The organism is Stenotrophomonas sp. 28608_Sma (assembly GCF_056486185.1).
The window spans coordinates 3,941,490-3,959,769 of sequence record NZ_CM151308.1 but is presented as its reverse complement, the minus strand read 5'-3'; the positions used below and the strand labels follow the sequence as shown (position 1 = coordinate 3,959,769).

Genomic DNA, 18,280 nt, shown 5'->3' with positions numbered 1-18,280 from the left:
GGCCGTTTGAAGTGTCTCGGCTCGGGAAGTGAACGAGCCGGGACGCTATTCCAGCAACGTACGGGCTAGAACTGCACTTTCGTCTGCCAGGAGGTTACGAGCTCCACGTTGGCGCTCAGCAACGCAAGAGCGCACGCCATCTCTCCAGCCTCGAAACATTGTCCGGGCTGGCAAGTGGTGTCGGCGGGATTATGCATGAGCTGGTTTCTCAGATTGCGCAGATAAGTGAGAGCTGGCTTATGCTGGTCGCTAAGCGGTCCTCCTTCACAAAGATTGTCGATGAGCTTCCAGGTTTTGGGAGATTCCGCGCTTCCCGGATTCTTCATCATCCAGTGCCATCGAAGGGAGGATTCGATGACGAACCACGACAGGACGAACGACATTCTGTAGTCGTTGTCGGAGTATGCAGTTTTGGCTTTGAGTAGATAAGAGAGCCAGGTAACGCGATGTTCGTCGCGTGCAATGAGCGCGAACTTCTGAAGCGCAAGACGCGCAACCTCCACGTCAACTACCTCGTGTGGAATCCTCCAGCCGGGTGCTTCGAGAGGAGACGGGGCCAGTGCGCCGTCGGAAACCCATCGCGACATTGCATGCATGACCGTCGTCAAGGTGCGGGCGCTGCCAAAACTGACGTTCACCGGGAAGCCATCGAGAAATCCGATCTTGCAGATGTCGTTAGCACGGGTTGCTGTAGCGGAAACTTCGTAGGAGTCCGGATGCTTTATCGACTCTGATTCCAGGCACAACTGCAGTGCGTTGGCGTAATCCAGATGTCGATCCATCCATAGCGCGGACTGATCAAAATCACCTGCAACGCTCATGTCTGGTGTGGTTCGAGAAAGGTGATGCACGTGCAAAAGCATTAGACCGTTGACGCAGATTGCCGCATCGAATTGATCGGTCTGAAGGCTTGCCCTCACCTCCGGAATAATGCCGCGCAGGCAATCATTCTGTTCGGGATCGTAGATGTCGATGCGTTCTCCCAGCCAGAATGGATGGGCGCTGTGGAATCCCAAGTGGAATTCCATTTTGTCGAGCATTTCGAAACCTTCCATGGGCATTTTCCTTGATGATGGGATGCCTTCATGCGGGAGGGCGGCAGATGAAAGGAAGAGGAGAAGACGCCAAACCTGAAAATTGGCGTCTTCCGTCGTCACCGCATCATTCGTTCGGCGGCGTGGTCGCCTTGGCTTCGCTGCCGAAGTTGCCATCGGCCTCTGCCGCCAGGTACGCGAACACGGTGTATGCAGCCACGTTCTGCGCCAGTGCCTTCGGGTCGATCTTGTCCAGCGTGTCGTCGGCGGTGTGGTGCAGGTGGAAGTAATCCGAGCCGTCCTGCGCCAGCCATGCCCACGCGCCACCCTTGGCGGCCAACGGGCCGACGTCCGGGCCCGGGCCACCCTTGTCGGCCTGGTACTCGATGCCCAGCGGCTTCATCACTTCGGCAATCTGCTTCGTCGCTTCGCGCGAACCTTCCGGGTTCGGCGAACCGGTATTGAAGGCATAGATGCGGCCGGCACCGAAGTCACTCTCGGCCGCCAGCTGGTGCAGGGCCACGTCCTTGGCATGCGCCTCGGCGTAGGCCTTGCCGCCGTAGAGACCCTGCTCCTCGTTGGCGAACGCGATCACACGGATGGTGCGCTTCGGCGCCTGCTTGAGCTGGCCGATCAGATGGCCCGCAGCCATGGTGATGCCCACGCCCGCGCCGTCATCCACCGCGCCGGTGCCCAGATCCCATGAATCCAGGTGACCGCCGATCACCACCACTTCCTTCGGCAGGCTGCGGCCGGTGATCTCGCCGATCACGTTGTACGAGGTGGCGATGCCGTCCCAACCGCAGTCCAGCGCCACCTTCACCGTGGTGCTGCCACGGGCCAGCAGGCGGGCCAGCTGGTCGGCGTCGGGCACCGACAGTGCTGCAGACGGCACTGGGGTCAGGCCGTCGTCGAAACGGGTGATGCCGGTGTGCGGCACGCGGTGCGAGTCGGTACCGGCCGAGCGCATCAGGAAACCGACCGCGCCCTTGCGGATCGCTTCGGACGGGCCCTTGCTGCGGATCGCGCCACCACGGCCATAGTCGCGGCCATCGCGGAACGGCAGCATCTGGTAATCAACGAACGCGATCTTGCCCTTCAGCGAACCGGCCGGTGCGGCCTGCAGTGCGCTCAGGTCGGCGAAGCGGACCACTTCGGCTTCAACGGTGCCGCCCGGGCTGCCACCCAGCGCCGTGATCTGCAGCGGCTGCGGGTTCCTGCCGGTCACCGCGGCGTGTTCACTGCGGCGCTCCCACTTCGGGAACGTCACCGGTTCCTTCCACACCTTGTCGAAGCCGAGGGCCTTGAACTTGGCTTCGGCCCAGGCCACGGCGCGGGCGTCGGCCTCGCTGCCGGCGATGCGCGGGCCGATTTCGGTGGTGAGCGATTCAACCACTTTCCAGCCGGTGTCATCGGCCAGCGCCTGGTCGCGCAGCTGCGCAGCGGTGGACAGCGACGCCGGGGGCAGGGTGGTGGTGTGCGGCGCCGCGAAGGCCGGGGCGGCCAGCAGGGCGAGGGAGGATGCGATGGCAAGGACGCGGCGACGCATGGACAGCTCCGGGAAGGGACCAAGCCTTGGAGCTTAACAGTCGTTCAGGCCGGCGCATGGGCGGGAGGTCATGGCTGCCGCGAACGCTGTTTTCCGCCACGTCCGGCAAAGCGAAAGCCCCGCCAGGGCGGGGCTTTCGTGCAGTCGCGGTAGTGCCGGCCGCTGGCCGGCTCCCGCATGTTCCGATGTTGCCGGCCAGCGGCCGGCACTACCGGTAGGCGGCCTTACTTCTTCAGGCTGTCGCGGATCTCGCGCAGCAGCACCACTTCCTCGGCCGGTGCGGCCGGGGCGGCTTCCTGCTTGCGCGACAGGCGGTTGATCGTCTTGACCACCAGGAAGATGGCGAAGGCCACGATCACGAACTGGATCAGCGTATTGATGAAGTCGCCGTAGCCGATCACCACGGCCGGGATTTCCTTGCCGTCGGCACCGATGCTGGCCGGTGACAACGTCCACGCCAGCTGCGAGAAATCCACCTTGCCGATCAGCATGCCCAGCGGCGGCATGATGATCTTCTCGACCAGTGCGGTCACGATCTTGCCGAAGGCCGCGCCGATCACCACGCCGACGGCGAGGTCGATGACGTTGCCGCGCATCGCGAATTCCTTGAACTCGGTGAGCATTCCCATTGTTGTTTTTCTCCGGTGGGGGAAGTGGACAGCGCGCAGGGTAGCGCAGGTGATGTCAGCCGGCGATCACGCCGTGGCGCTCGGCCACGTTTTCCAGGCGGGCACTGAAGCGGTCGCCGGGCTTCAGCGCGGCCACTCCGGACGGGGTACCCATGAACACCAGGTCGCCGGCACGCAGCTGCCACAGCTTGGACAGCTCATGCAGAATCTCCGGCACGTTCCAGATCATCTGGTCCAGCAGCGCCTGCTGGCGCACTTCGCCGTTGACCTCCAGCGACAGGTTCAGCGCGGCCAGGTCGCCGACTTCCTCGGCGTGGACGATTTCACTGATCGGCGCGGAAGCATCGAAGCCCTTGGCCGCATCCCACGGGTGGCCCTTGTCCTTGGCGGCGGCCTGCAGGTCGCGGCGGGTCAGGTCCAGTCCAACGGCATAGCCGTAGACCAGCGCCTCGGCGTCGGCCATGGCCAGCTCGCCCACGGGCGCGTCACGGCCGATCGCCACCACCAGCTCCACTTCGTGGTGCAGGTTGGCGGTTGCCGGGGGATAGGGAATGGCATCGTCGTGGCCGACCACGATCGCATCGGCCGGCTTGCTGAAGAACATCGGACGGCCGCGATCGTCGGCCGCCGGCACTGCTGCGCCCATTTCGCGGGCATGGTCGGCGAAGTTGCGGCCGACGCAGTAGATACGGTGCACGGGGAAACTGCCGCCACCGGCTACCGGCACACGCGGCAGGGCTACGGCAGGGATCACATCGGAGACATCGGACATGCGGGCATCCAGGAAGGGCGTGCCCGCAGTCTAGAACGCATGGCGCCCGCCGTCAGCGGGCGCGGAGGGCGTGGATCAACGCGAGGCCGGCAGCACCGGCTTGCGCACCACGCGGTACTCGCCTTCGACCACGGTCGGATCGACCGGACGGGCAACGCCCGGCTTGCGCGAGGCCAGCAGCTTCCACGCCAGGCCGACCAGGATCATCGCCGCACCGACGAACACGCCGATGAACACCATCGCCGCCAGGATCGCCAGGCCAAGCAGGCCCACGGCAACGCGCACCAGCGGGTGACGCGGCTTGCGCGGCGCGAACAGGGTGCGGAACTGGTTGAAGGCGGATGCGCGATTGAACATGGCGGCTCGATAGGCTGGGATCAGCGAAACCAGAGTATCGGGAGGTGCCACTGTCATTGAGTGAAAAACTCGTTAAATATAGCCTGTGCTTATTACGAATCAATGACTTGTGTTCATGTTGCAGCCAGTCACCTGAGCGGGCGTGCGACAATGCGCGTTTACTGTCCGAGCCTTCGCCATGACTGCCGCCGCTGCCCTGATCGCCCTTGATGCCATTGCCGATGGCGCGTTTGCCGAGGTCGAAGCGGTGGTTGATGGCGATGCCGAATCGCTGGTGCTGTACCGCGATGGCGCGCAGGTGCGCGCGTTCCTGAACATCTGCCCGCACGCCGGCCGTCGCCTGGACTGGGCGCCGGGCCAGTTCCTGAAGAGCCGCGAGGGCCACCTGGTGTGCGCCGCCCACGGCGCTTCGTTCGCGCTGGACAGCGGCGACTGCATCGCCGGTCCCTGCAAGGGCGACCGCCTGCGCGCGGTGCCGGTAAACGTGCGCGACGGGCAAATCTACCTGGCCTGACCTATCGGTGTGCGGACCAACGGTCCGCACCCACCGGATCAACAGATATCCAGAGATCCATCCACGCATGGCGTGGATCTACCGTGTCGACCAAGGTCGACATCTACCAAAGCAGTGCAGGACGCCGTTCCGACAGATCGCAGAAATCTGTCGAAGGCGGGGTGGGTCCGGTTGCGGGGGCGTGAGCCGCATGGATGCGGCGACCGAGCTTACAGGGACGTACTCGCAGCGTCCCCCGCAACCGGACCCACCCCGCCATCCCACGGATAGCCCGCTGTTGCTGTTGCTTCGGCCGTTGCCGTTGCCTCTGCGGGTGCAGGGCGCAGCCCTGCCAACAAACCCAACCCTCAGAACATCAGGTTGATCATCAGCACCACCACGCAGGTGTAGATCAGCGACAGCGGGCCGCCGACCCGCCACATCTCGCGCGGGGTGTAGTTGGCCGGGCCGGTGATCATCGAAATCACCGGGTTGGAGGCCGTCATCAGGTTGTTGGACGCCGACAGCGCCACGATCAGCGCGAACGCCGTCGGGTTGCCGCCCGCCGCCAGCGCCAGGTTCACCGCAATGGGCACCATCACGATGGTGGCGCCCACATGGCTGATCACCAGCGAGAACGCCGTGGTCAGCAGCGCCAGTGCCACCTCCAGTACCCATACCGGAATACCGGTGGGTAGCTTGTCGATGGTATGGCCGGCCACCCATGCCGCCGCGCCACTGGAATCCATCGCCCAGCCGAGCGGGATCAGCCCGGCCATCATGAACACTGTCTTCCAGTTGATCGAGGCATACGCCTCGTCCATGCGCAGCACGCCGGTCAGCAGCATGCCGGCCACGCCGGTCATCAGCGTCAGTGCCACCGGCAGCTTGCTGGTCAGCGCGATCAGGATGGTCAAGGCGAAGATCGCCATCGCGATCTTGAACTTGTGCGGGCGCTGCTCGCCGGTCGGGTAGTCGGTCACCACCACGAAGTCACGGCTGCGGGCGGCCTGCGCCAGGTCGGTCCAGATGCTGTGGAAGACCAGCATATCGCCGGCGCGCAGCTGCACGTCGCGCACGTCCTCGCGGATCACCTGCTTGTCGCGGTTGATCGCCAGCAGGCTGATGCCGCGCTCCTTGCGCAGGCGCAGATCGGCCGCGCTCTTGCCGATCACGTTCGAGGTCGGCGGCACCACCGCTTCGGAAATACCGGCACGGCTCGGGTTGAACAGGTCGCCCAGGTGCTTCAGCCGCGAAGACATGCGCAGGAACTGGTTCTGCGCGAAATCGTTGATCTGCTCGCGCGGGCCCATCGCGCCGAGCACGCTGCCGACCCAGATGCGCATCTCCGCCGGTGGCGCCAGGCGGGTGTCATTGCCGGTTTTCAGGGCCAGCAGCAGCGGGGCATCGTGCAGGTTCTCGGCCTCGCCCAGGGTCATGCCCACCAGCGGGCTTTCGGCACTGACCACCAGCTCGAACACATCGCCTTCGATGCCATAGGTCTTGGCGAAGTAGCTCTCGGTGCGCGCGGGCGTGACCCCGTCGTTGACCAGGTTCTCTTCTTCGATCAGCTTGCGGTCGCCGTAGTAGCGGAAATACAGCAGCGAAGCGATCAGCAGCGCCACGCCGATCGGCAGCGGCGCGAACATGCGCAGCGGCTCGATGGTGGCCAGGCCGGAAGGCAGGTTGTTGTTGGCCGAGGCCAGCAGATCGTTCAGCAGGATCAGCGGTGAATTGCCGACCATGGTCAGCGCACCACCCATCACGATTGCCGCCGAAATGGGCAGCAGCAGGCGCTGCAGGGTCAACCCGGTGCGCGCGGCCAGTCGCGAGGCGACCGGCAGGTACAGCGCCATCACCGACGGGTTCTGCATGAAAGAGGAATTCAGGCCGGCAATGGCCGTGGTCATCATCAGCAGCCGCTGCTCGACGCCATGGCCGCGCCGCAGCAGCCAGGCGGCCAGCCGGTTCAGCGCCCCGGTGCGGTCCAGGCCCGCACCGAGGATGGTGGTGGCGATGATGCTCATCACCGCGTTACCGGAGAAGCCGCCGAAGATTTCCTCCGGCGCGATCAGCCCGGTGACACCGAGCACCACCAGGACCACCAGCGCGACCACGTCGGCGCGGATGCGCTCGAACAGGAACATCGCCATCGTGAAGCCGACCAGCCCGAGCACGAGCTTCATGTCGTTGGTCAGCGTCAGCGCGGTATCCATGTGGGGCGCGGTGTCCTCAGGCGATCATCAGGTGCGGTCGTACAGCAGGTCCCAGACGCCGTGGCCGAGCTTCTGGCCGCGGGTCTCGAAGTGCGTCTGCGGCCGCCAGTCCGGGCGCGGCACGCTGCCACGCGGGCCGGCGCGGTTGACCAGGCCAGCGGTGGCGTCGAGCACGTCCCACATCTGCTCGGCGTAGTCTTCCCAGTCGGTGGCGCAGTGCAGGCGGCCGCCCGGGCGCAGCTTGCGCACCAGCAGCTCGGCAAATGCAGGCTGCAGCAGGCGGCGCTTGTTGTGGCGCTTCTTGTGCCACGGGTCCGGGAAGTAGATGCGCACTTCATCCAGCGCGCCATCGGCGATCTCGTTCTGCAGCACTTCCACCGCATCGTGGTGGTACAGGCGCACATGGTCGGCGTTGTCGTCGGCCAGCGCGTTCAGCAGCCGGCCCACGCCGGGCGCATGCACTTCGATGCCGATGTAGTCACGCGACGGATCATGCTGGGCGGCGAAGCGCAGCGCGGCACCGTTGCCGAAGCCGATTTCCAGCACCTTGTGCGCCGGGCGGCCGAAGGTGGCGTCCAGATCACGCGGCTGGCCGTTGTAGTCGATGCCGAAGCGCGGCCAGCGTTCGTCGAACGCGCGCTGCTGGGCAGGCGTGAAGCGGCCCTGGCGCAACACGAAGCTGCGCACCTCGCGGCGGCCCTCGCTCACGGTGAAGGGCTTGGGCGGGGCCTTGGAACCGGCGCTGTCGAAGGGATTGGTCATCAGCCGATCAACCCATCCACCGGGGAGGAGGCGCTGGCGTAGCGCTTGCGCGGGATGCGCCCGGCCAGGAAGGCCTCGCGGCCGGCCTCGACCGCCTTGCGCATGGCACTGGCCATCAGCACCGGGCTGCGCGCACCGGCAATGGCGGTGTTCATCAGCACGCCGTCGCAGCCCAGCTCCATCGCGATCGCCGCATCCGACGCGGTGCCCACGCCGGCGTCGACGATGATCGGCACCTTGGCGTCTTCGATGATCTGCAGCAGGTTGTACTTGTTCTGGATGCCCAGGCCCGAACCGATCGGCGCGGCCAGCGGCATCACCGCAGCGCAGCCGATCTCTTCCAGGCGCTTGGCCAGGATCGGGTCGTCGGAGGTGTAGACCATCACCTCGAAGCCGTCCTTGACCAGCTGTTCGGCGGCCTTGAGGGTCTGCACCACGTCCGGGTACAGCGACTTCTGGTCGCCCAGCACTTCCAGCTTGGTCAGGTTGTGGCCGTCCAGCAGTTCGCGCGCCAGCCGGCAGGTGCGCACCGCGTCTTCGGCGGTGTAGCAGCCGGCGGTGTTGGGCAGGATGGTGTAGCGCTCCGGCGGCAGCACGTCGAGCAGGTTCGGCTCGCCCGGGTTCTGCCCGATGTTGGTGCGGCGGATGGCCACGGTGACGATCTGGGCGCCTGCAGCCTCGGTGGCCAGGCGGGTTTCTTCCAGATCCTTGAACTTGCCGGTGCCGGTGAGCAGCCGCGAGCCATAGGTCTTGCCGGCGATCACCAGCGAATCGGGGGAGACTTGAACGTTCATGGCGCGATTATCGCTTATCCGCCTGAAGATGGGATCACGCAATGGCGTGCAGGCCGTGGATGGGTAGGGGTAGTGCCGGCCGCTGGCCGGCAGATGTGAGGTGTCAGGCAGCGTCGGATTGCCGGCCAGTGGCCGGCACTACCCGGGATGGCCTCAGCCCCCGCCCAGCGCGTGCACGATCTCCACCACGTCGCCTTCGGCCAGGAGATGCTCACCATGGCGGCTGCGGCTGACGATCTCGCCGTTGACCTCCACCGCCACCCGGCGCTGCAGCAGCTGCTCGGCCTCAAGCAGGTCGTGGAGGGTCGCCGAGGCGGGCAGGGTGCGGGGTTCGCCGTTGAGCTGGATGTTCATCCCTGCATTGTCGCTGATAGCCCGTCGGGATCGGAACGTTTGTAATTTGAACCGGGCGCCAGCTCCGGCACAGCAGGTTTCGACGTGGTCAGGCGACAATCCATGCGGCGGCGCAGCGTGAGCAAACGGCGGCGCGGTGAAACCATTGACCGTGCGCCGGCGTACGTGCGCCGGATTCCAACTTGTTTACCCCACAGGAGTTCCTAGATGCAGCTCAGCAAACACCCGATCCGCTCCCTCATGGCGGCTGCGATCGCACTGGCCGCGCTGCCGGCCATGGCAGGCGAAAATCCGTACTCCAAGGCGGTGTTCTTCGGTGACAGCCTCACCGACGCCGGCTACTTCCGCCCGCTGCTGCCCGAGGCCACGCAGGGGCTCTCCGGCCAGTTCACCACCAACCCGGGCTGGGTGTGGTCGCAGCAGGTCGCCAATTACTACGGCCTCAACAAAGACCCCAACGGCAACGGCCAGAACGGCGACAACTACGCTGTCGGCGGCGCCCGCGTGTCGGTCGAAGGCAGTGGTGCCCTCGGCGCGATCCCTTCGTTGAAGTCGCAGGCGGCCCGCTACCTGGCGGCAAACGGTGGCAAGGCTGACCGTAACGCCCTGTATACCGTCTGGGGTGGCGCAAACGACCTGTTTGCCGCCGCCGGCGCTGCCGGTGCGGGTGCGCCGCCGGCCCAGGTGCAGGGCATCATCGGTGCGGCGGTCACCGACCAGATCGCGCTGGTCGGTGCCCTGAAGCAGGCCGGTGCCCAGTACGTGCTGGTGCCGAACCTGCCGGACGTGGGCATCACCCCGCAGTTCCGCGGCCCCAATGCAGAGGCTGCCACCGCCATGTCGGTCGGCTACAACAAGGCGCTGTATGGCGGCCTGAAGCAGGCGGGCATCGAGTTCATTCCGCTCGATACCTTCAGCATCCTGCGTGAAGTGACCGCCAACCCGGGCATGTACGGTTTCACCAACGTCACCGGCACCGCCTGCAAGATCAACCCGGCCAACACCACGGGCAGCATCATCGGCTGCAACCCGACCACCTACGTCAGCCCCGATGCGTACCAGACCTATCTGTTCGCCGATGGCGTGCATCCGACCGTTACCGGTCACCAGCTGCTGGGCCAGTACGCCGTCTCGGTGCTGGAGGCTCCGCGCCTGCAGCAGGTGCTGAGCCACTCGGCACAGACCGTCGGCCGTTCGCGTGCCGACCAGGTCAGCAACCACCTGGGCGCCCGTCCGGCCGATGGCCTGTCGTGGTGGGGTGGCGTGCGCGGTGACCTGCAGCGCTATGACCACGCCGACCTGTACGACGGCGTGGCGCCGGCCGGCCTGTTCGGTGTCGACTGGGCACGCAACGGCGTGGTGGTCGGCGGCTTCGCCGGCTTCGGTCGCATGAGTGCCGACTTCGGCAACAGCCGTGGCGACTTCACCCAGAAGGACACCACCGCCGGCCTGTTCGCTGCCTGGTATGGCGACCGCGTCTGGGTCAACGGCCAGGTCAGCTACACCTGGTTGTCGTATGACGTGAACCGCAAGGTCCAGCTGGGCCCGGCTACCCGCGAACACGGTGGCTCGCCGGATGGCAGCAACCTGACCGCTGCACTGAATGCCGGTTACGAGTTCGGCACCGAAGGTGGCTTCCGCCACGGCCCGATCGCTGCGGTGATCTGGCAGAAGGTCAAGATCGATGGTTACAGCGAAAGCGCTGCTGCGGGCACGCTGGCCACCGCCCTGGGCTACGACCGCCAGAACGTCGACTCGACCGTCGGCCGCATCGGCTGGCAGGCCCGCTTCGATGGCGGCACCGTCAAGCCGTACGTGCAGGTGACCTACGACCACGAGTTCGAGGACACCAAGCAGGCCAGCGCGTGGCTGCAGACCCTGCCGGAACTGGGCAGCTACCGCGTGCCGGGCCTGGACTTCGACAAGAACTACGCCACCGCTGTTCTGGGTGCGCGCATGGACCTGTTCGGCCTGCAGGGCAACGTTGGCCTGAGCACCACGGCCGCGCAGAAGCGCGCCCGTGACGCGACGATCTTCGCCACCGTGGGTGGCAGCTTCTGATGAATGCAACATCCCGGGCACCGCAAGGTGCCTGGGATGCCTGCACGGCAGCGCCGGGTCATGCCCGGCGGGTGCGGCGGCCACCATTGCGCAACACCGGCCGCTCCGCATAGACTTTCACCCGCAATGCGGGCGTAGCTCAATGGTAGAGCTGTAGCTTCCCAAGCTACTGACGTGGGTTCGATTCCCATCGCCCGCTCCATGTCTCCAGGGTATTCACCCCAGGCAGACGCGGCGCACTCGTTGAACCACACCCCAGTCCAGCGTGTGGCAACGGCGCCAGAACCTCATTCTTCAATGCGTCGGGCTGTGGCTCTTCCGAACCACAGCCCGGGTGGCTTATGCGCCCGCTTGCGCAGCCGCGTCCTTGGCCGCGGCAGTGACGGAACTCCCGAAACCGGTATAGGTCGATCCGTTGCAGTGCAGGTATGCGCGGAAGACGACGCCATTCAACTCGGCGTTGTCAAAATAGCAGTGCGTACCGGTCTTGGATGATTTCTTCACAAGCCGCATTGCCATTGCGTTTGAATCGTCGACGCTGGAGCCAAGACCGGCAACGCTCCAGGACTGGCCCGGGCGGTTGCAGGTGTAGGGATACTTATAGCCATGCGCCGACCCATAGTAGTAGTCGACATTGCACCAGGCCTGCGTCGCCGCCAGGTTGATGGCCAGCTCAAGCACGTTCTGTCCCGCAGTGGTGGTCGTCATGCCGTAGGCGGAAAGCGGAGAGGAACTGCATTCCGCTTTGATGCCAACACCCGGTGCCGGGATGCTGACATAGGGATCGCGTGCGAAGACACTGCAGACGGGGCCTTCCTCGGCGACGGCAAGGAAGCCATTGGCGTTGGCCGTCGCAGCATCGATATTGCTGCCAACGCCAGCGACCGTTCCATTCGTGCCGCAGCGCCGGATCACCACCCCTCCGCCGTTCGGCAGCATGTCCATGCCGGGGTCGCAGATGCCAGGCCCGATCGAGGATGCCCCTGCCGGTCCTGTGTAATCACGTTCGGCGTTTGCGGCCATCGGGGCCTGCGCGGAAAGCAGTGCAAGCATCAGCGGAAAAGAAATCGCAGCCATTCAAAACCTCGAATCCATGAGTGAGTCGTGACGCTAGCAGAGGCACCATTCTGGAAAACTGGAATTCGACCAATCCGCCACTGCTGCAAGCCAGTGATCCGATTCAGAATGCCCACGCCTATGGAAATGTGCGGTAGTTCGCGCTGCGTCTCTGGCTGCGCGGCTGCCGCGGCGGGCTCCTGCAACCTCCGCTGTCTGCCGGGCCCGCCGGGCCGCAGGGTTCAGTTGGTGCTGGGCTTGGGGATGCTAAAAGATCGTTAACCCTTGCCTCCCATCGTCCGCTGCCCGGAGCGCGAATGATCCCCGCACTTTTGCCCCTCAGGCGTTGCTTTGATTTTTCAGGGCGATCCAACCGGAAGGAGTTCTGGTCGTACTCCCTGTCTGCTGCCCTTGTGGTGGCAGTGGGCTACACCTTGATGGACGGCGGATACTGGCTGACGGGCACCGTGCTGCTCGACTGGGAGGCCTTCGAGCCATTCCGGACGCTGGGGTGGGTCATGACGGTCTGCGCGGTCATCGTCCTCCTTCCGCCCATGCTGGCCCTGGCCGTTCGACGACTGCACGACATCGACGAGTCCGGCTGGTACGTCGTGATCGCCTTCATCCCGTTGGGTGTGTTCGTCCTCTTCCCGGTCATGCTTCTGCCGGGCAACGAAGAAGAGAATCGATTCGGCGGTGTTTCCGGCCTGCCGGGTGCCTGACTCAACGCCGGGCGAAGTCCACCAGATCGGAAGGGTAGTGGGGGCAGGTGCGCAGCGTGGCGTCGTCACCGCCATACAGCACCACCAGCGCAGCCACTTCAAATGCCCAGTAGCCCCACGCGTTCGGCCCGATCAGGCGCCGGGTCCGCTTCTGAGCCTTTGGCGGCAGCAGGAAGAAGTCGCGGTACTGCACCTGCAGGTAGCCGGCCAGCAGTGAAGGGTCGAACGCTTCACCGTCGCGCAGCGGCGCGAACAGCTCAGCGAACGGTCGCGGATGAAAGACCTCATCACTGGCTTCCACCAGGCCCAGCGCCGGCGCGCTGAGGTAGTCCAGCACGCGGTCGGTGTCGAAACAGAGCACCTTCTCCACCAGCGCCGGCAGGCGTTCCTGCGCATCCAGCAGCACGCCCAGTGACAACAGCTGCAGTGCGTATTCGTAGTGCTGCGTTGTACGCGATTGCAACGACGCAGCCAGCGCGATGTCGTGGCCTTGCTGTTGCAGGCTGTCCCGGGCAAGGGCCAGCAAACGCGCATGCTCGAGCCAGAGATCTGCTACGTCGGCATGCATCTGCTGCAACGCCGTGGGGGCGAAGCCGCGGTCAACGCCTTTCAGCAGCAGGTTGCTGCCGGTCTGTGCAACCGTCTCCCAGCCGTAGGCATGCTCCAGGGCCGCATGTCCCTGCAGCGGTTCCTCCGCAGATTCACCGCCATTGCGCGCATGGCGTGCAAGCAAGGCCATGCCTGCGTTCCAGTCCGCCTGCCAATCCGGCAGGCGAAGCGTGCGGCGCGGCTGGCCCGGGGCCTTGGCCAGTGCTCTCCATCGCGGCAGCATGTCCTGCAGCAGATTCCGGCGATTCGCGGCAGTCATCGATTCCATCATCAGCGAGAGTCTAGCGGCATTGCCGGTTCGAACCCCATTGCCTGGCACAGCGTTGAAGGTTTGAATGGTGCACAGTCGCCGCCATCCAGCCTGCATGACCGTTGATCGAATCGCCCTCCGCCGTTTCACCCAGTGGCTGCCGTTCCTGATATGGGTAGCGATCTGCGTGGTGTGGTGGTCGCCTTGGGGTGTGGTCGTTGGCCTGGCCGCATGCCTTGCCCTGGGCGGCGTGCTGCAGCACTTCGATCTGGTCGGCGATGCCGTAGGGGGCGCACTGCTGCGCTCGCGGGCGAAGCTGCCCTTCGCCACCCGGCCGCCCACGCATGATGTCCTGTTGGATTGGGGCGAGCTGGGCATGGGCGGGCCGGCCTACGGCACCCTGATGCTGCGCGATGGCGCCATTGTCGAGGGCGTATCCACCGCAGGCAGCCACGATGCCAGCGGCGAGTGGCTGGCGCTGGCGGGCAGCGCGCTGCGTGTGGCCAGTGGCTACAGTGATCGCAGCGAAGCGGTGATCGTCTACGACGAAGCGGACAAGAGGGTGATGCACCTGCTGGCGATTGTTCCCAGCCTGTTCTGGCAGGAACTGCACGAGCGCCGGCAGCTTGGCGGGGATGCAGAAGCCGCGATGTGGTTGCGGGATATTCCCAGTCGATCGACCACGCTGCGCCCCTGCCGGGGTCTATGGCTGGAACAGGAGCATCCGGCGCTGGCCGCCGGGGTGCCGCAGGTGTTGCGGCATGTCCTGCCTGATGCCCGGGTGCTGAAGGCCATCCCGCTGCTTCCCGACGACCTGCGCCTGACTGCGCATCCGACCTTGTTCGCGCGCATCTGCCCGTACGCGCTCTGTCTTGATGGCGCGCCCAGTGACCGTCACGTCTGCGATCTGGAGACGGTCATTGCCAGCCCGTCCGGTCGATGCGTGGTGGTGGCGGGAAGCGTGCTTGATGGGGATCTGCGTCCCATCGAGGGCGTATGGCTCGTTCACTGGCAGGGGCGTTGGCAGGCCATTGGCCGCCGTGCGATGGGCGGCACTGGCAAGACCCGGAGTGGGGCCTGGATCGATGTGATCGCGGTCGGCGATGACGGAACGCTTCGCTGCGAAGCCTATGAGGAACACTGGACGTTCGAGGCGATCACACGCGTCCCCACGCCACACACGGCATTGGCGCTGCCTGTGGAATGGCGGGAAACCGCATTGGCCGTGCGTGTCCGCGATGGGGGCTTCTCGCTGCGCCTGCCCCGCGCGGATCAGCGGCCCTCAGTCACAGGTTAGACTGCGTCGAATCAAGCAGGGAGGTTCCGGCATGCGTCGTCGATGCAGGCCGGGAAAGCGCTGGAAAAGCTGAAGAAATGGGCTGCGGGCAGTACCGGGTGCGGATGACCGGCCTTCCGTATGGCTCATGCGTCTGCCGCCTGCACCTGTTGCGCATACTCCTCGGTAAACAGCCCTGACAATGCCCGGCGCTGCTCTGCATCGATGGCGCGCGAGGCGTTGGTTGTGTAGTCGAAATGCACCATCACGCAGCGCCCGCTGGCCACCAGGGCCTCGAACTGGAACGCCTGCTGCACGATCGACAGCGAGGAGCGGCCGATGTTTTCGATGCGGGTCTCGATGCGCACTTCGTGTCCCGGCTGTATCTGCTGCAGGAAGTCGATCTCGTAGCGGCGCAGGATCAGCGTCAGGTCGCGCATGCTGGCCTCGCGACTGAAATGACGGAAGATCTCTTGGCGACCTTCCTCGAACCAGACGGGCAGGGCGGTGTTGGTGACGTGGCCGAGTACATCCACTTCGGAGAAACGCGGAAGGATCGTCAACGGCATGAAGTCTCCGGGCTGTAGTGGGTGGGGTCTCCGGCGACGGTGCAGCCATCGCCGGAGACAGTGCGGCGACTACCGGCTGTCAGTCTGAGTAGAAGCCGTTGCCGAGGGTGCCGGGCAGGCCGGGTTCCGGCCACGGCATCAGTGACGTGCAGGCGTCATACAGCGTGCAGAAGTCCTGCCGCAGTTGTGCAGGCACCCAGCTGCCATAGGAAACGTCGGTCGAGTCGCCCTGGCAGGCGTAGGAAACATCGATCCAGCGGGTATTGGCGTGTGAGGCAACGCCCTGGTGCTGTGTCTTGCCCGTGCAGTAGCGCAGGCCCTGCCCGATCAGGGTGTTGTTGGCATCGAAGTAGAGCCGGGAGACTGCGTGGGTTGGCGCAGCCTGTACGTGTGCGGCGCTCCCCATCAGGCCAAACAGCAACAACAGCGGAATTCCCATTCGCATCTGTGGTTCTCCTTGGGTTGTGTAAGCCGGCCGTGTCCTGTCCTGTAGCCGGCAACAGCCATCTTCGCACAGCCTCGGCAGGCACGCAGATACGGCGGTCTGCAGGGCATCATCCGCCCGCCACACGCCCGCGCTATGCTGCGCGCCTGCCGTCCGATCCTGCCGCGATGAAGCTCGCCATCCTGTCCCGCAACAGCTCCCTGTACTCCACCCGCCGGCTGGTCGAGGCGGCCCGCGCGCGCGGCCACACCGTTCGCATCCTCGACCCGCTGCGCTGCTACATGCGCATCGCCGCCGATGGTTTTTCGATGCACTACAAGGGCCGGCCGATGACCGGCGTGGACATGGTCATCCCGCGCATCGGCGCCTCGATCACCCGCTATGGCACCGCCGTGCTGCGCCAGTTCGAGCTGATGGGCGCGCGCACTCCCAACCCGTCCGATGCGATCCTGCGTTCGCGCGACAAGCTGCGCGCGCACCAGTTGCTGGCAGCCAAGGGCATCGACATGCCGGTCACCGTGTTCGGCGACAACCCCGATGACACCGTCGACCTGCTGTCCATGCTCGGCCCGCCGCCGCACGTGGTGAAGCTCAACGAGGGCACCCAGGGACGGGGCGTGATCCTCACCGAGAAGGCCAGCGCTTCGCGTGGCATCGTCGAGGCCCTGCGGGGCCTGTACGCCAACTTCCTGATGCAGGAGTTCATCGGCGAAGCCAAGGGTGCCGACCTGCGCTGCTTCGTGGTCGGTGACCAGGTGGTGGCGTCGATGCAGCGCCAGGCGCCGGAGGGTGACTTCCGCTCCAACCTGCATGCCGGCGGCACCGCGGTGGCGGCCAAGGCCAGCCGCGCCGAACAGCAGGTGGCGGTGCGTTCGGCCAAGGCGCTGGGCTTGTCGGTCTGTGGCGTGGACCTGATCCGCTCCGCGCGTGGCCCGCTGGTGCTGGAGGTCAACTCCACGCCCGGGCTGGAGGGCATCGAAGCCGCCTGCGGGGTGGATGTGGCCACGCGCATCATCGAGCACGTCGAGAAGATCAAAAAGCCATGATTAATCAATGGCTTGAAATTCTCATGGGCAAATGAGGCCGGCTTTAACGCGCCTTTAATCGGCGCCGGCGTAGCCTTCAGCGAACCGCAGCTCTGCCTCTCAGCAGGATCGGTATCGGGATACGACTTCAGACCCAGGCGGGGCACCGCCTGGGTCTTTTTTATGCCGCCGGAAGTCCCTTGTGGAGGCAGCGTGACGGCCGTAGAGTGGCGCCCATCGTTCCTGGATGGATCCGGAGGCTGGCGATGTACCGCATCACGATGATCGCGTTGTTGCTGGGGCTGTCTGGCGCTGTCTCCGCCAAGCCGGAGAAGACCGCCATACAGATGGACGGGCAGGCCCCGGTGGCCGAGCAGGTCCGGCGGGTTGAGAAGGCCCTCGATGACGGCGAGTACAGCGAGATTTCCGCCGATGACCGCGCCCAGGTGCAGCAGGCACTGGCGCGCATCACCCAGCGCATGGGCGACCACCGCACGCTTCAGGAGCTCCCGCCGCAGGTCCAGGCGGAGGTGTTCAACGACCAGGAGCGTATCAATACCGTTCTTGTCCGCGCCCACGAGGACAGCCGCCAGATCTGCCAGCACACCCGCACCACCGGCAGCAACATGCCTAAAAGCCGCTGCCTGACCGTGGCCGAGCGCCGCCGGATCGAAGAAAAGGGCAAGGCCCTGCTCAACGACCAGCGCACCTTCAACAACTTCAACCCTGCCACCAACCACTAGGCCGTCCGATGCCCCTGCGCATGGCACTTGCTGGCGTGAAGGTGGTGCGAATACAGTCAACACTCAACTCAAACAAGGATTCGTTTGTCATGAAGTCCCTCCTGATGTCGGCGGTCCTGATCTCGGGCCTGACCCTGGCCACCGCCGCCTCTGCATCGAACCAGTCCGGTGAGGTCTTTATCCCCGGCAAGCCGCTGCAGCAGCAGATCGAGCGCATCGAAATCGAACTCAACGATGGCGAGACCTACAGCGAACTGAAGCAGGCCGACCGCAGCCGTGTACGCGAGGCGCTGGTGCGCATGCGCACGGCTGTCGAGCAGCATCCTGACCGCGATTCCATGCCTGAACAGGTACGAACCGATGTCTTCAACGACCAGCAGATCGTGAACACGGTTTTGACACAGGCACGTGAAGATAGTCGTCTAATATGCCAACGTGAAAAGGCCACGGGTTCGAACCGGTCCACGACGCAGTGCACTACCGTTGCCGAGCGCGCCCGGCGGAAGGACAAGGCACAGCGTGATATGGGCCAGGCCCAGCGCATCGGCAAATTCGTAAATTAGA

General features: G+C 65.2%; 20 protein-coding genes and 1 tRNA gene. 8 read left to right on the top strand and 13 right to left on the bottom strand.

Features of this window, described 5'->3' with window-relative positions:
* Positions 1–65: 65 nt before the first annotated feature.
* From ACZLHH_RS18715 to ACZLHH_RS18695, 5 genes are all read right to left on the bottom strand, one after another.
* Entirely contained in the window at positions 66–1,055 is a 990-nt protein-coding gene (locus ACZLHH_RS18715) for a hypothetical protein (RefSeq protein WP_071228528.1), read from the bottom strand.
* A 106-nt stretch (positions 1,056–1,161) separates the two neighbouring features.
* Positions 1,162–2,583 (bottom strand): M28 family peptidase, encoded by a 1,422-nt coding sequence (locus ACZLHH_RS18710; protein WP_180844998.1) that lies wholly within the window; start codon positions 2,581–2,583, stop codon positions 1,162–1,164.
* Positions 2,584–2,807: 224 nt separating this feature from the next.
* On the bottom strand, positions 2,808–3,212 hold the full coding sequence (gene mscL / locus ACZLHH_RS18705) for a large-conductance mechanosensitive channel protein MscL (protein ID WP_032130206.1): 405 nt from the start codon (positions 3,210–3,212) through the stop codon (positions 2,808–2,810).
* Positions 3,213–3,267: 55 nt separating this feature from the next.
* Positions 3,268–3,984: a fumarylacetoacetate hydrolase family protein gene (locus ACZLHH_RS18700; protein ID WP_032130205.1), complete on the bottom strand. Its 717-nt coding sequence runs from the start codon at positions 3,982–3,984 to the stop codon at positions 3,268–3,270.
* Between the two features lie 75 nt (positions 3,985–4,059).
* On the bottom strand, positions 4,060–4,341 hold the full coding sequence (locus tag ACZLHH_RS18695) for a hypothetical protein (RefSeq protein ID WP_005410817.1): 282 nt from the start codon (positions 4,339–4,341) through the stop codon (positions 4,060–4,062).
* 178 nt (positions 4,342–4,519) lie between these two features.
* Here ACZLHH_RS18695 and ACZLHH_RS18690 point away from each other — a divergent pair, with 178 nt between their 5' ends.
* On the top strand, positions 4,520–4,855 hold the full coding sequence (locus ACZLHH_RS18690; protein ID WP_180844997.1) for a Rieske (2Fe-2S) protein: 336 nt from the start codon (positions 4,520–4,522) through the stop codon (positions 4,853–4,855).
* Between the two features lie 347 nt (positions 4,856–5,202).
* On the opposite strand, the gene ACZLHH_RS18685 is transcribed toward ACZLHH_RS18690, so the two are convergent.
* The 4 genes from ACZLHH_RS18685 to thiS all read right to left on the bottom strand — a co-directional run bounded on the left by ACZLHH_RS18685 (position 5,203) and on the right by thiS (position 8,960).
* The gene (locus ACZLHH_RS18685; protein WP_010481466.1) at positions 5,203–7,050 is read right to left on the bottom strand and encodes an SLC13 family permease; all 1,848 of its coding nucleotides are present in this window, start codon (positions 7,048–7,050) and stop codon (positions 5,203–5,205) included.
* Positions 7,051–7,077: 27 nt separating this feature from the next.
* Positions 7,078–7,812: a tRNA (guanosine(46)-N7)-methyltransferase TrmB gene (gene trmB / locus ACZLHH_RS18680; RefSeq protein WP_010481468.1), complete on the bottom strand. Its 735-nt coding sequence runs from the start codon at positions 7,810–7,812 to the stop codon at positions 7,078–7,080.
* A complete protein-coding gene (locus ACZLHH_RS18675; RefSeq protein WP_107432147.1) occupies positions 7,812–8,606 on the bottom strand; it encodes a thiazole synthase in 795 nt (264 codons plus the stop codon). Before ACZLHH_RS18675 ends, trmB begins: the two co-directional genes overlap by 1 nt.
* 153 nt (positions 8,607–8,759) lie before the next feature.
* Complete coding sequence (gene thiS / locus ACZLHH_RS18670; protein ID WP_049401605.1) at positions 8,760–8,960, bottom strand: sulfur carrier protein ThiS; 201 nt, start codon at positions 8,958–8,960, stop codon at positions 8,760–8,762.
* Positions 8,961–9,167: 207 nt separating this feature from the next.
* On the opposite strand from thiS, the gene ACZLHH_RS18665 reads away from it, so the two are divergent.
* Together ACZLHH_RS18665 and ACZLHH_RS18660 are read left to right on the top strand one after the other, a co-directional pair.
* On the top strand, positions 9,168–11,021 hold the full coding sequence (locus ACZLHH_RS18665) for an autotransporter outer membrane beta-barrel domain-containing protein (protein ID WP_107432146.1): 1,854 nt from the start codon (positions 9,168–9,170) through the stop codon (positions 11,019–11,021).
* A 128-nt stretch (positions 11,022–11,149) separates the two neighbouring features.
* Positions 11,150–11,223 (top strand) — tRNA-Gly (locus ACZLHH_RS18660).
* 137 nt (positions 11,224–11,360) lie between these two features.
* On the opposite strand, the gene ACZLHH_RS18655 is transcribed toward ACZLHH_RS18660, so the two are convergent.
* Complete coding sequence (locus ACZLHH_RS18655; protein WP_071229639.1) at positions 11,361–12,098, bottom strand: hypothetical protein; 738 nt, start codon at positions 12,096–12,098, stop codon at positions 11,361–11,363.
* A 296-nt stretch (positions 12,099–12,394) separates the two neighbouring features.
* Between ACZLHH_RS18655 and ACZLHH_RS18650 the strand changes: the two genes are divergently transcribed.
* Positions 12,395–12,799, top strand: a complete 405-nt coding sequence (locus ACZLHH_RS18650; RefSeq protein WP_107432145.1) for a DUF805 domain-containing protein — start codon at positions 12,395–12,397, stop codon at positions 12,797–12,799.
* Position 12,800: 1 nt separating this feature from the next.
* Here the strand turns inward: ACZLHH_RS18650 and ACZLHH_RS18645 are convergent, their stop codons facing one another.
* Complete coding sequence (locus tag ACZLHH_RS18645; RefSeq protein ID WP_440977484.1) at positions 12,801–13,775, bottom strand: PoNe immunity protein domain-containing protein; 975 nt, start codon at positions 13,773–13,775, stop codon at positions 12,801–12,803.
* Between ACZLHH_RS18645 and ACZLHH_RS18640 the strand changes: the two genes are divergently transcribed.
* A complete protein-coding gene (locus ACZLHH_RS18640; RefSeq protein WP_229655244.1) occupies positions 13,774–14,955 on the top strand; it encodes a hypothetical protein in 1,182 nt (393 codons plus the stop codon). The two genes, ACZLHH_RS18645 and ACZLHH_RS18640, sit on opposite strands and share 2 nt — an antisense overlap.
* A gap of 125 nt (positions 14,956–15,080) precedes the next feature.
* Here ACZLHH_RS18640 and ACZLHH_RS18635 read toward each other — a convergent pair whose 3' ends face one another.
* Both ACZLHH_RS18635 and ACZLHH_RS18630 read right to left on the bottom strand, forming a co-directional pair.
* On the bottom strand, positions 15,081–15,503 hold the full coding sequence (locus tag ACZLHH_RS18635; protein WP_049425109.1) for an acyl-CoA thioesterase: 423 nt from the start codon (positions 15,501–15,503) through the stop codon (positions 15,081–15,083).
* A gap of 79 nt (positions 15,504–15,582) precedes the next feature.
* Complete coding sequence (locus tag ACZLHH_RS18630) at positions 15,583–15,948, bottom strand: hypothetical protein (protein ID WP_223224661.1); 366 nt, start codon at positions 15,946–15,948, stop codon at positions 15,583–15,585.
* A gap of 167 nt (positions 15,949–16,115) precedes the next feature.
* On the opposite strand from ACZLHH_RS18630, the gene rimK reads away from it, so the two are divergent.
* The 3 genes from rimK (at position 16,116) to ACZLHH_RS18615 (ending at position 18,279) form a co-directional block, all read left to right on the top strand.
* Positions 16,116–16,994 (top strand): 30S ribosomal protein S6--L-glutamate ligase, encoded by an 879-nt coding sequence (rimK, locus tag ACZLHH_RS18625; protein WP_005418651.1) that lies wholly within the window; start codon positions 16,116–16,118, stop codon positions 16,992–16,994.
* 245 nt (positions 16,995–17,239) lie between these two features.
* A complete protein-coding gene (locus tag ACZLHH_RS18620; protein ID WP_010481495.1) occupies positions 17,240–17,716 on the top strand; it encodes a hypothetical protein in 477 nt (158 codons plus the stop codon).
* Between the two features lie 89 nt (positions 17,717–17,805).
* Positions 17,806–18,279, top strand: coding sequence for a hypothetical protein (locus ACZLHH_RS18615; protein WP_049425106.1), 474 nt, complete (start codon positions 17,806–17,808; stop codon positions 18,277–18,279).
* The last annotated feature ends 1 nt before the right edge of the window (position 18,280 follow it).

Coding starts and splice junctions, on each gene's coding strand:
- rimK (WP_005418651.1), top strand. CDS start 16,116: ATGAAGCTCGCCATCCTGTCCCGCAACAGCTCCCTGTACTCCACCCGC.
- ACZLHH_RS18615 (WP_049425106.1), top strand. CDS start 17,806: ATGAAGTCCCTCCTGATGTCGGCGGTCCTGATCTCGGGCCTGACCCTG.
- trmB (WP_010481468.1), bottom strand. CDS start 7,812: ATGACCAATCCCTTCGACAGCGCCGGTTCCAAGGCCCCGCCCAAGCCC.
- ACZLHH_RS18620 (WP_010481495.1), top strand. CDS start 17,240: ATGTACCGCATCACGATGATCGCGTTGTTGCTGGGGCTGTCTGGCGCT.
- ACZLHH_RS18640 (WP_229655244.1), top strand. CDS start 13,774: ATGACCGTTGATCGAATCGCCCTCCGCCGTTTCACCCAGTGGCTGCCG.
- ACZLHH_RS18635 (WP_049425109.1), bottom strand. CDS start 15,503: ATGCCGTTGACGATCCTTCCGCGTTTCTCCGAAGTGGATGTACTCGGC.
- ACZLHH_RS18665 (WP_107432146.1), top strand. CDS start 9,168: ATGCAGCTCAGCAAACACCCGATCCGCTCCCTCATGGCGGCTGCGATC.
- ACZLHH_RS18715 (WP_071228528.1), bottom strand. CDS start 1,055: ATGGAAGGTTTCGAAATGCTCGACAAAATGGAATTCCACTTGGGATTC.
- ACZLHH_RS18690 (WP_180844997.1), top strand. CDS start 4,520: ATGACTGCCGCCGCTGCCCTGATCGCCCTTGATGCCATTGCCGATGGC.
- mscL (WP_032130206.1), bottom strand. CDS start 3,212: ATGGGAATGCTCACCGAGTTCAAGGAATTCGCGATGCGCGGCAACGTC.
- ACZLHH_RS18650 (WP_107432145.1), top strand. CDS start 12,395: ATGATCCCCGCACTTTTGCCCCTCAGGCGTTGCTTTGATTTTTCAGGG.
- thiS (WP_049401605.1), bottom strand. CDS start 8,960: ATGAACATCCAGCTCAACGGCGAACCCCGCACCCTGCCCGCCTCGGCG.
- ACZLHH_RS18700 (WP_032130205.1), bottom strand. CDS start 3,984: ATGTCCGATGTCTCCGATGTGATCCCTGCCGTAGCCCTGCCGCGTGTG.
- ACZLHH_RS18645 (WP_440977484.1), bottom strand. CDS start 13,775: ATGCAGGCTGGATGGCGGCGACTGTGCACCATTCAAACCTTCAACGCT.
- ACZLHH_RS18710 (WP_180844998.1), bottom strand. CDS start 2,583: ATGCGTCGCCGCGTCCTTGCCATCGCATCCTCCCTCGCCCTGCTGGCC.
- ACZLHH_RS18655 (WP_071229639.1), bottom strand. CDS start 12,098: ATGGCTGCGATTTCTTTTCCGCTGATGCTTGCACTGCTTTCCGCGCAG.
- ACZLHH_RS18675 (WP_107432147.1), bottom strand. CDS start 8,606: ATGAACGTTCAAGTCTCCCCCGATTCGCTGGTGATCGCCGGCAAGACC.
- ACZLHH_RS18630 (WP_223224661.1), bottom strand. CDS start 15,948: ATGCGAATGGGAATTCCGCTGTTGTTGCTGTTTGGCCTGATGGGGAGC.
- ACZLHH_RS18695 (WP_005410817.1), bottom strand. CDS start 4,341: ATGTTCAATCGCGCATCCGCCTTCAACCAGTTCCGCACCCTGTTCGCG.
- ACZLHH_RS18685 (WP_010481466.1), bottom strand. CDS start 7,050: ATGGATACCGCGCTGACGCTGACCAACGACATGAAGCTCGTGCTCGGG.